This is a genomic window from Gordonia sp. YC-XJ4 (assembly GCF_059511865.1).
In genome coordinates this window covers 4964929-4978805 of the sequence record NZ_CM183447.1, presented here as the reverse complement: position 1 = coordinate 4978805, position 13877 = coordinate 4964929, and the positions used below count along the sequence as shown (strand labels likewise).

General features: G+C 67.4%; 12 protein-coding genes. 8 read left to right on the top strand and 4 right to left on the bottom strand.

The window, feature by feature from the left end:
- Positions 1-58: 58 nt before the first annotated feature.
- Complete coding sequence (gene styD, locus AC5ZH6_RS22095; protein WP_288337728.1) at positions 59-1546, bottom strand: phenylacetaldehyde dehydrogenase StyD; 1488 nt, start codon at positions 1544-1546, stop codon at positions 59-61.
- 200 nt (positions 1547-1746) lie between these two features.
- Here styD and AC5ZH6_RS22090 point away from each other — a divergent pair, with 200 nt between their 5' ends.
- Entirely contained in the window at positions 1747-2862 is a 1116-nt protein-coding gene (locus AC5ZH6_RS22090) for an alpha/beta hydrolase (RefSeq protein ID WP_043456731.1), read from the top strand.
- 18 nt (positions 2863-2880) lie between these two features.
- Here AC5ZH6_RS22090 and AC5ZH6_RS22085 read toward each other — a convergent pair whose 3' ends face one another.
- Together AC5ZH6_RS22085 and kstR are read right to left on the bottom strand one after the other, a co-directional pair.
- The gene (locus AC5ZH6_RS22085) at positions 2881-3027 is read right to left on the bottom strand and encodes a YuzB family protein (protein WP_006369769.1); all 147 of its coding nucleotides are present in this window, start codon (positions 3025-3027) and stop codon (positions 2881-2883) included.
- Positions 3024-3668: a cholesterol catabolism transcriptional regulator KstR gene (gene kstR / locus AC5ZH6_RS22080; RefSeq protein ID WP_014361414.1), complete on the bottom strand. Its 645-nt coding sequence runs from the start codon at positions 3666-3668 to the stop codon at positions 3024-3026. Before kstR ends, AC5ZH6_RS22085 begins: the two co-directional genes overlap by 4 nt.
- Before the next feature lie 137 nt (positions 3669-3805).
- Here kstR and AC5ZH6_RS22075 point away from each other — a divergent pair, with 137 nt between their 5' ends.
- Genes AC5ZH6_RS22075 through AC5ZH6_RS22045 form a run of 7 tightly spaced genes read left to right on the top strand, consistent with a single transcriptional unit; the run spans position 3806 to position 12592 of the window.
- A complete protein-coding gene (locus AC5ZH6_RS22075; protein ID WP_014361413.1) occupies positions 3806-5947 on the top strand; it encodes an acyl-CoA dehydrogenase family protein in 2142 nt (713 codons plus the stop codon).
- 49 nt (positions 5948-5996) lie between these two features.
- Positions 5997-7067, top strand: a complete 1071-nt coding sequence (locus AC5ZH6_RS22070) for an acyl-CoA dehydrogenase family protein (RefSeq protein WP_014361412.1) — start codon at positions 5997-5999, stop codon at positions 7065-7067.
- Positions 7057-8220: an acyl-CoA dehydrogenase family protein gene (locus AC5ZH6_RS22065; protein ID WP_014361411.1), complete on the top strand. Its 1164-nt coding sequence runs from the start codon at positions 7057-7059 to the stop codon at positions 8218-8220. Before AC5ZH6_RS22070 ends, AC5ZH6_RS22065 begins: the two co-directional genes overlap by 11 nt.
- The gene (locus tag AC5ZH6_RS22060) at positions 8217-9227 is read left to right on the top strand and encodes a bifunctional MaoC family dehydratase N-terminal/OB-fold nucleic acid binding domain-containing protein (RefSeq protein ID WP_014361410.1); all 1011 of its coding nucleotides are present in this window, start codon (positions 8217-8219) and stop codon (positions 9225-9227) included. The genes AC5ZH6_RS22065 and AC5ZH6_RS22060 overlap by 4 nt, the downstream gene beginning before the upstream one ends.
- Positions 9224-9667 carry a MaoC family dehydratase gene (locus tag AC5ZH6_RS22055; protein ID WP_014361409.1) on the top strand — a complete coding sequence of 148 codons (444 nt, stop codon included), beginning with the start codon at positions 9224-9226 and terminating at the stop codon, positions 9665-9667. The genes AC5ZH6_RS22060 and AC5ZH6_RS22055 overlap by 4 nt, the downstream gene beginning before the upstream one ends.
- Positions 9664-10839, top strand: coding sequence for a lipid-transfer protein (locus AC5ZH6_RS22050; protein ID WP_020170104.1), 1176 nt, complete (start codon positions 9664-9666; stop codon positions 10837-10839). Before AC5ZH6_RS22055 ends, AC5ZH6_RS22050 begins: the two co-directional genes overlap by 4 nt.
- 28 nt (positions 10840-10867) lie before the next feature.
- The gene (locus AC5ZH6_RS22045; protein ID WP_288337727.1) at positions 10868-12592 is read left to right on the top strand and encodes an AMP-binding protein; all 1725 of its coding nucleotides are present in this window, start codon (positions 10868-10870) and stop codon (positions 12590-12592) included.
- 7 nt (positions 12593-12599) lie between these two features.
- Here AC5ZH6_RS22045 and AC5ZH6_RS22040 read toward each other — a convergent pair whose 3' ends face one another.
- Entirely contained in the window at positions 12600-13877 is a 1278-nt protein-coding gene (locus AC5ZH6_RS22040; RefSeq protein WP_288337726.1) for an SLC13 family permease, read from the bottom strand.

Sequence of the window (13877 nt, the reverse complement as noted above, 5' to 3'; positions counted from 1 at the left end):
CTTCGGTGAAATTACTTCGGTGGTCCGATGTTCGGGCGGTCGTCACAGGTCTGTCTGTTCAGAGAACGACGGTGACGACCTTCTCCTCGGTGTTCGCGACGATGCCCGCCCACCCGAGCTCACGGCCGACACCGCTGGTCTTCATGCCGCCCCAGGGCAACGCCGGGTCGATCGCCGCCCACCCGTTGACCCAGACCGCTCCGGCCCGTACCTGCGCCGCCAGCGAATGCGCCTGGGCCACATCCGATGTCCAGATGCTCGCGGCGAGACCGTAATCGGTGTCGTTGGCCTGTGCGATCGCCTCGTCCGGCTCGTCGAACGCGATCACCGTGCCAACCGGCCCGAAGATCTCCTCGCGGGCGATCCGCATGTCGTTGGTGGCGTCGGCAAAGATGGTGGGCTGCACGAAGAATCCGGACTCCCCGCCACGCTCGCCGCCCGCGACGAGTCGTGCCCCCTCGGACCGGCCGGACGCGATGTAGTCCAGCACGGTGGCCTGCTGTTTCGCGTTGACCAACGCGCCCATGGTGGTGGCCGGATCCAACGGGTCGCCGAGGACCTGCGCGGCCGCGGCGCCGGCGAGTCCCTCGACCACCGCGTCGTAGTGCGAACGATGCACCAGCACACGGGTTCCGGCGGCGCACACCTCGCCCTGGTTGAAGAACAGCCCCATGGCGGTGCCGTTGATCGCGGCCTCGACGTCGGCGTCGGCGAGGATGATCTGCGGTGACTTACCACCGAGTTCGAGCGTGGTGCGCTTGAAGGTGTCGGCAGCCACCTTGAGGATGTGGCGACCCACCCGCGGACTTCCGGTGAAGCTGATCTTGTCGACGTCGGGATGCGCGGTCAACGCATCACCCGCCACCTGGCCCAGTCCGGGGACGACGCCGACGACACCGTCGGGCAGTCCGGCCTCGGCGAGCAGCGATGCCAGATGCAGGATCGACAGTGGCGCATCCTCCGGGGGCTTCACCACGACGGTGTTCCCGGCCGCCAGGGCTGGTGCGAGCTTCCATGCGGCGATCATCAGCGGGGTGTTCCACGGGATGATCGCGCCGATCACACCGACCGGCTCGCGCACGGTGTAGGAGTGCGTCGGCCGACCGAAGTAGCCGGCGGTGGGGATCGATTGACCGGTGATCTTGTCGGCCCAGCCCGCGAAGTGACGGAACGTGGCCGCCGCATTGGGGACGTCGAGCATGGCCGGTTGCCCGATCGGCTTGCCGATGTCGAGCGACTCGAGGCGGGCCAGGATGTCGGCATCACGCTCGATGAGGTCGGCCACCCGGTTGAGCAGTGCGCCGCGAGCCGCGCCGGGGGTGGCGGCCCAACTGCCCGACAGTGCGGCACGGGCCGCCCGGACCGCGTCATCGATGTCGGTGGCCGAGCCCGCGGCGACGTCGACCAGGGGCCGACCGGTCGCCGGGTTCAGGTCGGTGAAGGTCTCACCGTCGGCGGCCGCGCGCCAGGCACCTCCGATGAAAAGCCTCGTCTCGGTGCCCGCGGGTAGGTGGGTGGCCTCGCCGTCGATGTCCACTGCCGTCATTGCGTCTCCGCTCTCTCGGTCGTTGTGACTGCTGCCACAATTCTCGAAATCGGCGGCCGGCATTACTTGCACGTGCGCGCATGGATTGTTGACCGAACGCGAACCATCACAACTGGCTAACGACCGCTCCCGCGATTTCCGGGACGCCGATTCGGGGCGTTAAGCTGAGAAAACTGTGACTGTTGTGATTGAAGGGGCTGATGGTGCATAAGAGCTTGGTGCGGGTTCTGGCGGCGGTGTCGACCGCCGTGACCGTCGGCGCGCTCACCGGCACGGGCGTCGGCATCGCCGACACCGATCCGGCGCCGCCCAATTCCTCGACCAACACCACGACCACGTCGACCACCTCGACCGCCGACCAGCCGGCCAATCCCGCCAATCCGGCACCGATGAATGCGTCGAAGATCCAGACCCTCGTCCACGACTCGCCCCAGCAGGTCACCGCGATCGTGTACTCGGCGTCGATGGACAAGCTGATCCCGGTGACGGTCCTGTTGCCCAAGGACAAGAGCAAGCCCGCGCCGACGCTGTACCTGCTCAACGGTGCGGGTGGCGGCGAGGACTCGGCCACCTGGGCCGCCAAGACCAGTTACATGCAGTACTTCGCCGACAAGAACGTGTACGTGGTGACGCCGATCGGCGGCGCCTTCTCCTATTACACCGACTGGCAGAAGGACGATCCGGTACTCGGGCGCAACAAGTGGACGACCTTCCTCACCAAAGAGCTTCCGCCGCTGATCAACAAGGAGTTCGACACGACGGGCGAGAACGCCATCGCCGGCATCTCGATGGCCGGCACCTCGGTGCTCAATCTCGCGATCGCCGCCCCGGGGCTGTACAAGTCGGTCGCCGCCTACAGCGGGTGCGCCCGCACCAGTGACCCGTTGGGTCTGGCCTACATCCGAATGGTCGTCGGCGATCGCGGCCACGGCAACATCGTCAACATGTGGGGCGTGCCCGGCGGCCCCGGATGGGTGGCCAACGACCCCTACGTCAACGCCGGAAAACTCAAGGGCACCAAGGTGTACATGACCAGCGGCAGCGGTCTGCCAGGCCCCAACGATCAGCTCAATGCGCCGCTCATCGACGGAGATCCGGTCACCCTGGGCAACCAGATCCTCCTCGGCGGCGTGATCGAGGCCGCGGTGAACCAGTGCACCGAGCAGATGGCCCAGCGGATGAACGAGCTCGGCGTCGAGAACAAGGTCCTGTTGCGCCCCACCGGAACCCACTCGTGGGCCTACTGGGAGCAGGACCTGCACGACACCTGGCCGATGATCGCCGCCGACCTCGCGAAGCGGCCGGCCGGCAACTAGGTTCGGGCCGGCGGACGCCTAATAGGCCATGAACAGGATCTCATTGCGCGAGTACTCGTGGTCCGGATGATTCTCGGCCAGGTGCTTGCGGACGTTGTCGACGAGTTCGTCTTCGGTGGTGCCGCGCAGCATCTCGCCGCACGGGCAGGTCAGTCGGGTCTTCATGAGTGGGGCACCCGATCCTTCAGTAGTAGTCGGACGGTCAGTTCGAGGCGATTGGTGACATCGGTCGCCGACGCGCGGCGCGTGAGCCACTGCACCAGGTTCGACATCCACACGTCTGCGAGCACGCGGGCGATGGCGAGATCCTCCTCGCCCGGTTCTCCCTCGTCGACGATCGCGCCGGCGAGTAGTCGGTCGATGATGCCGGCGACCTGATCGACCTCGGCGGTCGCCGACGCGTCGGCGAACATGAACGCCCGGGTCATCGCCTCGGTGAGAAGTGGGTCGCGCTGCATCGCGAAGGTGATCATGTCCAGGACGTGGCGCAGACGTTCGATCGCGTTGTCGCCGCGCAGTTGTGACCGGTCGACCCGGGACTCGACGCGGGCGAGTTCGCGCGCCAGCGAGGTCACCAGCAGGTGCACCTTCGACGGGAAGTAACGGTAGAGCGTGCCCACCGCGACGTCGGCTTTCTCGGCGACGGTCCGCATCTGGACGGCGTCGTAGCCGCCCTTGGACGCCAACGTCAGGGTGGCGTCGAGGATTCGACGCCGTCGGTCGCGCTGCGCCGCGGACCCGTATTCGCCTGTGCCGGTCTCGGCGACCGCTTCGGTCGCGGTTGCGGCGTTGTCAGATGCAGCCATGTGCTCTCGGACATCCTCACGTCGTCGGGTCGTGGTGGGTCGTGCGGTCGAGCGGGTGGGTAGGCGAACGCGCGTCCCTCATGGCATATTAGAACAGGTTCTAGTTCTTGGTCACCTTTCGACACCGAAGGAATCCCGTGACTCTCGCCACGTCCTCCGAACAGCTCGCGGTCTGCGAGGCCATCGCGGCCTGGTCGGCACGGGTCGGTACCACCGACATCGCCCGCGCCCAGATCGACAAACCGGGCGAGGACTGGTTGGGATTGTTCCACCAACTCGCCGAGTTCGGGCTGTTCGCCGCGGTGTTACCCGAATCGAAGGGTGGTCTGGGCGCGGGCTTCACCGACCTCGCCGCCATGCTCGAGCAATGCGGCCGCGACCTCGTACCCGGCCCGATCGGGGAGACCGCGGCGACCGCACTCGCGCTCACCATGACCGACGACCCGCGGGCCGAGGAACTGCTGGCCGCGGTGGTCGCAGGTGAGGCTCCCGGAGTCGTCCCGGTCTTCGACGGTCCGCTGCCGTCCATCGGGGATCGGGTCGAGCTGGTGGTCCCCGGATACGTCGACGCAGCGGTACTGCTCCTGCCCACCGTCGACGGATGGCGGATTCTCGCGCCCGCGTATGGGATGCGCGAGCGGACCGTCGAGACCCCGGTCGACGGGGCCACGCCGGTCACCCGCGTCACGATCGAGGGCCTCGAGCCGGATGCGCCGATCGTGTGCGCCGATTCGCCCCTCGTCGACGGTGTACTGGCGTTGGCGCGCAACGCTTTCGCGAGTGGGGTGTGCCGCTGGGCGCTCGACACCGCCGTCGGCTACGCCAAGGTCCGCACCCAGTTCGGGGTCGCGATCGGCTCCTTCCAGGCGATCAAACACATCTGTGCCGACATGCTGTGCCGCACCGAGCAGGTCGAGGCCGCGGCCTGGGATCTCGCGAACGCCCTCGACTCCGCCGCTGCCGACGCCGACGAACAGTTGTCGCTGAGCGTCGACGTCGCCGACATCCTGGTCGCCGACCTCCCCGGCGCCGTCACCAAGGACTGCGTGCAGGTCCTCGGCGGCATCGGCTTCACCTTCGAGCACGATGCGCATCTGTATCTGCGGTCGGCGATGACCGCGCGCGCCCGTCTCGACGCCGGTGTTCCCGCGCGGATCTCGCTGTCTCAGCGTGGACTCGACGGCGGGCGGCGGGAGTTCGAGATCGACCTGTCGGCCGTCGAGAGCCAACGAGCAGAGGTCCGCGCGATGGCCGAAAAGGTGCGCGCCGCACCGGAATCGGAGCAACGTCGGCTTCTCGCCGAGAGCGGCTATCTGGCACCGCACTGGCCGCCGCCGCACGGGCTCGGCGCCGACCCCGCACTCCAACTGCTCATCGACGCCGAGTTCGACCGCGCCGGTGTCGTCCGGCCGGACCTCGTCATCGGGGCCTGGGCCATCCCGACGATCCTCGAGCACGGTACCGACGCCCAACGCGACCGTTTCGTGGCGCCCACGCTGGCCGGCGACATCATCTGGTGTCAGCTGTTCAGCGAACCCGAGGCGGGCTCGGATCTCGCCTCGCTGCGCACCCGTGCCACCCGGACCGACGGCGGCTGGATGCTGACCGGACAGAAGATCTGGACCTCACAGGCGCACAACGCGCAGTGGGGAATCTGCTTGGCGCGCAACGGCGATGGTGACACCCCCAAGCATAAGGGCATCACCTACTTCCTGGTCGACATGGCCTCGCCGGGCATCGACATCCGGCCGCTGCGCGAGCTGACCGGTCGCGCGAACTTCAACGAGGTCTTCCTCGACGAGGTGTTCGTCCCCGACGACTGCGTGGTCGGTGAGGTCGGCGGCGGGTGGCGACTGGCGCGCACGACCCTGGCCAACGAGCGGGTGGCGATGGGCGGTTCCGGGCTCGGCAAGGAGATGGAGTCGCTGCTGCACCAGATCTCCGGGATGTCCCGGCCGCTCGAACGCGCCGAGCAGGCACGATTGGGCCGACTCGTCGCCGACGCCCACATCGGCCGGGTCCTCGACGCACGTGCGGTCACCCGGCGCCTGGCCGGACATGATCCCGGGGCGCTGTCGAATGTGCGCAAACTGATCGGCGTCGCCCACCGGCAGTCGGTCCCCGAGGCCGCGCTCGATTTCCTGGGACTCGACGCGGTGATAGCCGGTGGCGCTTCGGATCTCGCGTTGCAGAATCGGTGCCTGTCGATCGCGGGCGGCACCACCCAGATCCTCAAGACGGCCGCGGCGGAGCGAATCCTCGGACTCCCGCGCGCCTGATCTGATACAACTAGAACAGGTTCTAATTCTTGCGATAGGAGGTGCCGGGGTGGACTTTGCCGTCGATACCGAGGCGATCGCCGTCGGGGACGTCGCCGCCGAGGTGCTCACACGACACGACACGGTCTGGGAGTCGAAGTTCGCCGACACCGTCGGCGGCTTCGACACCGCGCTCTGGGACGAGATGACCGCTGCCGGACTCGGACATCTGGCGCTTCCGGAGTCGCTGGGTGGTGACGATCTCGGCATCCTCGCGCTGACGCCGCTGTTGCGTCGGCTGGGGGAGTCGGCGGCCGTGGTGCCCGCGATCGGATCACTGGCCTCGGCGCTGGTGCTGCGCACCCTCGACTCGCGGCAGCGATGGGCGGGCACGCTCGCCGAGGGCGCCTGGCACGCCGTCGCACTCGGCGAGCTCGGCGGTGCACTCACCGACGCCCCGTCGACCACGCTGCGCGATGGCCGGCTGAACGGGGTCAAGACCGGAGTCCTGCACGCGGAGGGCTCGACGGTGCTGCTCGTCGGCGCCGACGCCGGTGTCGTCGCGGTACGCACGGAGGCACCCGGCGTGGCGCTGGTGCGCACCCCGTCCTCGAGCGGCTGGGGTGAGTACACGGTGCGTTTCGACGACGTCTCCGTCGACGCCGCCGACCTGCTCACCGCCGACCTCGCGGTGTTGCGTGACGCCTACCGGATCGCGTTGTGCGCCTACGCCGACGGCCTGATCGCCGGCGCCACCCGACTGACCGCCGACCACGTCACCAATCGTCACCAGTTCGACAAGCCGATCGCACTGTTCCAGGCGGTCAGCCAGCAACTCGCCGACGTCTACGTCGTCGGCCGCTCGATGAACCTCGCGACCACCGCCGCGGCGTGGCGGATGTCGGAAGATCTTGATGCGCAACAAGATCTGGCCATCGGCACCTACTGGATGGCCGACGAGCTGCCCCCGACCCTGCGCACGATGATCCACCTGCACGGCGGACTCGGCGTCGACGTCACCTATCCGTTGCACCGGTATTTCTCGATCGCCAAGGACCTCGCCCGATTGGTCGGGGGGCCGTCGGCGCGGATCGACGAGCTCGCGGGCCTGCACGCCGAGGAGACCACCGATGTTCATTGACCTGACGCCCGATCAACGGGCGCTCAAAATGCAACTGCGCGAATACTTCTCCGACCTGATCAGCCCCGACGACGCGCACACCATGCTCACCGAGCGGCACGGCAAGACCTACCGCAAGGTGATCAAGCAGATGGGTACCGACGGGTGGCTCGGCGTCGGATGGCCCAAAGAGTATGGCGGCAAGGGTTTCGGTGAGATCGAACAACAGATCTTCACCAACGAGGCGGTCCGTGCCGACGTCCCGCTGCCCGCGGTGACCCTGCAGACCGTCGGCCCGACCCTGCAGGAACACGGCACCGAGGGGCAGAAAGACCTGTTCCTACCCAAGATCCTCTCCGGCGACGTGCATTTCGCGATCGGCTACACCGAGCCCGAGGCCGGCACCGACCTGGCGTCGTTGACCACCACCGCCGTGCTCGACGGCGACCACTACGTCGTCAACGGGCAGAAGATCTTCACCACCGGTGGCCACGACGCCGACTACATCTGGCTCGCGGTACGCACCGACAAGAATGCCCCCAAGCACAAGGGCATCTCGATTCTCATCGTCGACACCACCGATCCCGGCTACTCGTGGACGCCCATCATCACCGCCGACGGCGCGCATCACGTCAACGCCACGTACTACAACGACGTGCGGGTGCCGGTCTCGATGCGTGTCGGCGAGGAGGGCGGCGGCTGGCGGCTGATCACCACCCAGCTCAACCACGAGCGGGTGATGCTCGGCCCCGCCGGACGCGTCGAGGGACTGGCCGCGCGCGTGCGGCGCTGGGCACAGCGTCCGGGTGCCGACGGCACACCGATCGCCGAGTACCCCGACGTCCGTCGCACGCTCGCCCGGATCGACGCCTACGCCCGGATCAACGAACTACTCAACTGGCAGGTGGCCTCCACCGGTGAGGCCATCTCGATGGCCGACGCCGCGGCCACCAAGGTCTTCGCGACCGAACGACTGCAGGGCATCCACCGCATGATCGACGAGATCCTCACCCGCCATGGTGATCTCACCGACCCCGACACCGACGAGCTCGTGCGATGGCTCGACGTGCAGGCCAAACGCAACGTGGTCATCACCTTCGGTGGCGGCGTCAACGAGGTGATGCGCGACATGATCGCCACCGCCGGACTCGGATTGCCGAGGGCCAAGCGATGACCGCCCAGACGAGCGAGGCCATCCTCGAGGCCACCGAACAGATCAAGGCGGCCGGACCGAGCGCACCGGTCGCCGGCCGGGATCCGGTGAACCTGCCCATGATCCGCAACTGGGTGGAGGCAATGGGTGACGACAACCCCATCTACGTCGACGCGGACGCGGCTCGTGCCGCAGGCCACCGGGGGATTGTTGCACCACCGGCGATGGCGCAGGTGTGGACGATGCGCGGACTGCGCGGGGTGCGCAGCGCCGACGATCCGCTCGGGCGCGCCAGCGAACTGTTCGACGAGGCCGGCTACACCTCGGTCGTCGCCACCAACTGCGACACCACCTATCACCGTTACGTCGAGGTCGGTGAAGAGGTGAGCCTGTCGGCCGAACTCGTCGACGTCGTCGGCCCCAAGACCACCGCGCTCGGCGAGGGCTGGTTCTTCACCACCCGCAACACCTGGTCGGTCGGCGACGAGGTGGTCGCCGAGATGGACTTCCGCATCCTCAAATTCCGTCCGCCGGCCGGCCCAGCCGTTCCGGAGACGACGACGGTCCCGGAGGATCTGGACCCCGCGAAGATGTTGCGGCCCAGTGCGTCCCGGGACACCGCGTTCTTCTGGGACGGTGTGGCGGCACACGAACTGCGCATCCAGCAGGTCGCCGACGGCTCGTTGCGGCATCCGCCGATCCCGGCGACCTGGAAACCCCGCGCAGCCGACGGAACCGTCCCGGACACCGACTATGTGGTCTCCACCGGATTCGGAACCGTGTACAGCTACGTGGTGCACCGCGCGCCGAAGGTCCCCGGACGCGGCCTGCCCTTCGTCGTCGCACTCGTCGAACTCGACGAGGGTGTCCGCATGCTCGGCGAACTGCGCGACGTCGACCCCGATGCGGTGCAAATCGGGATGCCGGTCACCACAACCTATCTCGACTTCCCCGCCGACCCCGACACCGGTGCGCCGGCGTGGACGCTCTACGCCTTCACCCCGCGTGAGAACGGAGGGCGGTCATGACCATCGAGGCGACACCGGCAGTGGAGTTGGGAACGCGGTTGCCGGAGTTGACGATCGAGGCCACCCCGACCTTCGTCGTGGCCACCGCGCTGGCCACCCGCGACTTCCAGGACGTGCACCACGACCGGGATCTCGCGCACGCCAAGGGCTCCAAGGACATCTTCGTCAACATCCTCACCGACACCGGACTGGTCGAGCGGTTCGTCACCGACTGGGCCGGCCCGTCGGCCCGCATCACCAAGATCACCCTCAAGTTGGGGGTGCCCTGGTACGCCTACGATTCGGTGACGTTCACCGGCGAGGTGACCGCATGCGATCAGGACACGGCCACCGTGTCGGTGGTGGGTACCAACTCCCTTGGCAAACACGTCATCTCGACGGTCTCACTGACGTTGCACGCAAGTGATGGGAACAGCGAAGTGACGGGAACACTGAAGTGACGGGCAGACTGGGCGGACAGGCCGCCATCGTCGGCATCGGTGCCACCGAGTTCTCCAAGGATTCCGGGCGCAGTGAGCTCCGGCTGGCCGCGGAGGCGGTAAGTGCGGCGATCGCCGACGCCGGACTGACCCCCGCCGACGTCGACGGCCTGGTCACCTTCACCATGGACACCAATGCCGAGATCGCCGTCGCCCGCGCCGTCGGCATCGACGAGATGACCTACTTCTCGCGCATCCATTACGGCGGCGGGGCGGCGTGTGCGACCGTGCAACAGGCCGCGATGGCGGTCGCGACCGGTGTCGCCGACGTCGTCGTGGCCTACCGTGCCTTCAACGAGCGGTCGGGATTGCGCTTCGGACAGGTGAATTCGGCCGTCGCCAATCAGGAGAACTCGTCGGGTACCGACAATGCGTTCTCCTACCCGCACGGCTTGTCGACCCCGGCGGCATTCGTCGCGATGGTCGCGCAGCGTTACATGCACGACTTCGGCGCCACCAGTGCCGACTTCGGTCGGATCGCCGTCGTCGACCGCAAACACGCGGCGGTGAACCCGAATGCGTTCTTCTACGGCAAACCAATCACCCTCGACGACCACCAGGCCTCGCGCTACATCGCCGAACCGTTGCATCTGCTGGACTGCTGCCAGGAGTCCGATGGTGGTGTGGCGCTGGTGATCACGTCGGTCGAGCGTGCCAAGGACCTGCCGCATACGCCTGCGGTGATCGCCGCCGCTGCCGCGGGAAGTGCGGCCGACCAGTTCATCATGACCAGCTACTACCGCGACGAGTTGGCGGCGCTCCCCGAGATGGGCCTCGTCGGTCGGCAGCTGTGGGAGCAGTCGGGGTTGGGCCCCGACGACATGGATCTGGCGATCCTCTACGACCACTTCACCCCGTACACGCTGCTCCAGCTCGAAGAGCTGGGCTTCTGCGGCCGGGGCGAGGCCAAGGATTTCGTCGCCGAGCCCGGCGCCCTGGAAGTGGGTGGGCGGTTGCCGCTCAACACCCACGGCGGCCAGCTCGGTGAGGCCTACATCCACGGCATGAACGGCATCGCCGAAGGTGTACGGCAACTGCGCGGTACGTCGGTCAACCAGGTCGACGATGCGACGAGGGTCGTCGTGACCGCAGGCACCGGCGTCCCCACCAGCGGTCTGGTCCTGACCGCATGACCTCACACCCCAAAGGAGTTCGTCAATCATGACCCCAGACGCCCAGATCCCAGACGCCCAGATCCCAGACGCCCAGACCCCAGACGCTCAGACCCCCGTTTCGCAGACCCCCGTCAAGTTCAATCTGGCCGACGTGTTCGAGACCGTCGCGGACTCGGTGCCCGAGCGGATCGCCCTGAGTTACGAGGGCCGCCAGATCAGCTACGCCGAGCTCGACAGACTCGCCAACCGGGTGGCACACCTGTTGCGCGACAACGGTATCGGTACGGCAGATCATGTCTCGCTGTTCCTGAAGAACAGTGTCGAGCACGTCACCAGCCTGCTCGGGCTGCTGAAGATCCGCGCGGTCCCGGTGAACGTCAACTATCGGTACACCAACTCCGAGCTGCGCTACATCTTCGACAACTCCGACTCACGGGGCATCATTGTCGAACTCCCCGAGCATCAACGCAGTGTTGCCGCACTGCTTCCCGAATTGCCGCTGGTTCGCACGGTGTTCGTCGTCGGCGACGTCGTCGACGAATTGACCACGGCCGCAGCGTCGTTACCCGAAGGACGGACGGTCTCGATCGTGCCATTCGCCGACGAGGCCGCGGCGTCGGAGGAGCGTGACTTCGAGGCCCGCACCGGTGACGAGCTGTACCTGCTCTACACCGGCGGCACCACCGGATACCCCAAGGGCGTGATGTGGCGTCACGACGACTTCTTCCGCAAGCCCATCTCCGGGGGCAACCCGTACGGCGACGCCCGCAAGGATCTCGCCGAGGTGGGCAGCGCGGTCAAGGAATTCGGCTCCATCGCCTTCAACATCGCGGCTCCACTCATGCACGGCGCCGCGTCGTACTCCTTGTTCACCTTCCTGACCCTCGGCGGGCGGTTGGTGCTGATGCGCGACTTCGATCCGGCCGCGATCGTGGCGGGCATCGAGGACGAGAAGATCCAGATCATCCTCATCGTCGGTGATGCGATGGGGATGCCGCTCGTCGAGGAGATGGAACGCCGCAAGGACGACGTCGACCTGTCATCGCTGTTCTCGGTGACCTCCGGCGGCGCGATCTGGTCGCACCACAACCGCGACCGATTCGCGGCGATCAAACCCGAACTCATCCTGCGCGACAACTTCGGCGCGTCGGAGTCGGGCAACGACGGTGAGATCATGATGGACGACAACGGTAATCTGCGGGTACCGCCGACCGACAAGATGATGGTCGTCGACGAGCGGCTCAACCAGATCGAGCCCGGCTCGGGCGACGTCGGTTACATCGCACGCATCGGCAATGTACCGCTCGGGTACTACAAGGACGAGGAGAAGAGCGCCCGGACCTTCCCGACCCTGCCCGACGGCCGTCGCATCTCGATTCTCGGTGACATGGGCACCGTGGAGGCCGACGGGTCGATCGTCTTCCTCGGCCGGGGTTCGCAGTGCATCAACACCGGTGGGGAGAAGGTGTACGCCGAGGAGGTCGAGGCGGTGTTGCACGCCCATCCCGCGATCGGCGATGCACTCGTGGTCCCGGTGCCCGACGAACGCTACGGTCAGCGGGTGGCCGCGGTCGCCCGCGTCGCCGACGGCGAGGCGGAGCCCACCCTCGCCGAGATCCAGGAGTACTGCCGCGAATCGCTGGCCGGATACAAGGTTCCGCGGACCATCGTGTTCGTCGACGAGGTCAAGCGCACCCCGGCGGGCAAGGCGGACTACCGCTGGGCCAAGAACGCCGCGGCGGCCTCCGATCAGCAGGCTGTGACAGCCTGAGTGCGGATCACATCACCTGCAGGCCGACCCAGAGCGCGACGACCGCGGCGATGAGAGTCGGCGGAACGGTGAGCGTGCCCAGCAGCACGTAGCGTCGCGTCGGCGGCGCGATGGTGTGGCGGCGCATCACGTCGCGCCACAACAGGTTTGCCAGCGAACCGAAGTAGGCGAGGTTGGGGCCGATGTTGACGCCGAGCAGCATGGCCAACGCCAAGCCGTGATCATGGGCGACCATCGGCAGCAGGAGCAGTGTCGCCGGGAGGTTGTTGAGCACGTTGGCCGCGACCGCCGCGAGTGCGGCGACCGCCAGGAGTGCCCACAGCGAGTTGCCGCCCGGGATGAGATGGGTGATCGCCTCGCCGATCGGTCCGAGCCGGATGGGCAGGATGATGATGCCCAGCGCGGCGACGAACGCGAGGAACGGGATGTTCACCGCGCGCAGCGCACGAACCGCGGTGACCACGGGCGCCTTGCGCATCGGAACGATGAGCATCACCGCCGCCCCGACGCCGGCGATCGCGGCCAAGGGAATTCCCAACGGCTCGGCGACGATGAAGCCGCACAGCAGCAGACCCAGCAGGATCAGGGTGACGACCGGCGCCGGGCGTCGGGTGGCGCTCTCCGGTGTGCCGCTGGGCGGCTCCGCCGGCTTATGGGTGGTCTGCAGTTCGCCGGCGAAGAAGATCCGGAAGATGACGTATTCGACGACGATCGCGACCACCCATGGCGCCGCCATCAGTCCGGCGAAGGAGAGGAAGCCGAGCCCGGTCGCCGAAAAGGCCAGCAGATTGGTCAGATTCGAGACCGGCAACAGCGTCGAGGCACTGTTGGCCAGATGTGCGGTCGCCGTACCGACCGGGGTCACCCGGGCGCCGATCCGCCGCGCGGTGGCCACCGCGACCGGGGTCAGCAGCACGATCGTGGTGTCGATCGACAGGACCGCCGTGGTGAGCGCCGCGGCGACGAACACCAGGCCGAGGAGGTGCGTGGGGGATCCGCGACTCCAGTCCGCGAGCAATTGACCCACCCAGGCGAAGACCCCGGTGCGTGCGCACACCTCGGCGACGACCAGCATGGCGGCGAGGAAACCGATTGTCGGCCCGATGAACTCGAGTTCGTCGCGCACCTGCGACCACGACACGATACCGAGTAGGGTCACCAGCACCGCGGCCGGAACCGCGACGATCGCCGGTGAAAGGCGTTGTGCGGACACCGCGATCCCGATGACGGCGATCAGGGCGATCACGGCCACGGCGGTGCCCAGTGGGCTGTGGACGTCGAGCAC

Bases quoted from the DNA above. Each gene is read 5' to 3' on its own strand.
- AC5ZH6_RS22090 (WP_043456731.1), top strand. From the start codon at position 1,747: ATGGTGCATAAGAGCTTGGTGCGGGTTCTGGCGGCGGTGTCGACCGCC.
- AC5ZH6_RS22060 (WP_014361410.1), top strand. From the start codon at position 8,217: ATGACCGCCCAGACGAGCGAGGCCATCCTCGAGGCCACCGAACAGATC.
- kstR (WP_014361414.1), bottom strand. From the start codon at position 3,668: ATGGCTGCATCTGACAACGCCGCAACCGCGACCGAAGCGGTCGCCGAG.
- AC5ZH6_RS22065 (WP_014361411.1), top strand. From the start codon at position 7,057: ATGTTCATTGACCTGACGCCCGATCAACGGGCGCTCAAAATGCAACTG.
- styD (WP_288337728.1), bottom strand. From the start codon at position 1,546: ATGACGGCAGTGGACATCGACGGCGAGGCCACCCACCTACCCGCGGGC.
- AC5ZH6_RS22045 (WP_288337727.1), top strand. From the start codon at position 10,868: ATGACCCCAGACGCCCAGATCCCAGACGCCCAGATCCCAGACGCCCAG.
- AC5ZH6_RS22085 (WP_006369769.1), bottom strand. From the start codon at position 3,027: ATGAAGACCCGACTGACCTGCCCGTGCGGCGAGATGCTGCGCGGCACC.
- AC5ZH6_RS22055 (WP_014361409.1), top strand. From the start codon at position 9,224: ATGACCATCGAGGCGACACCGGCAGTGGAGTTGGGAACGCGGTTGCCG.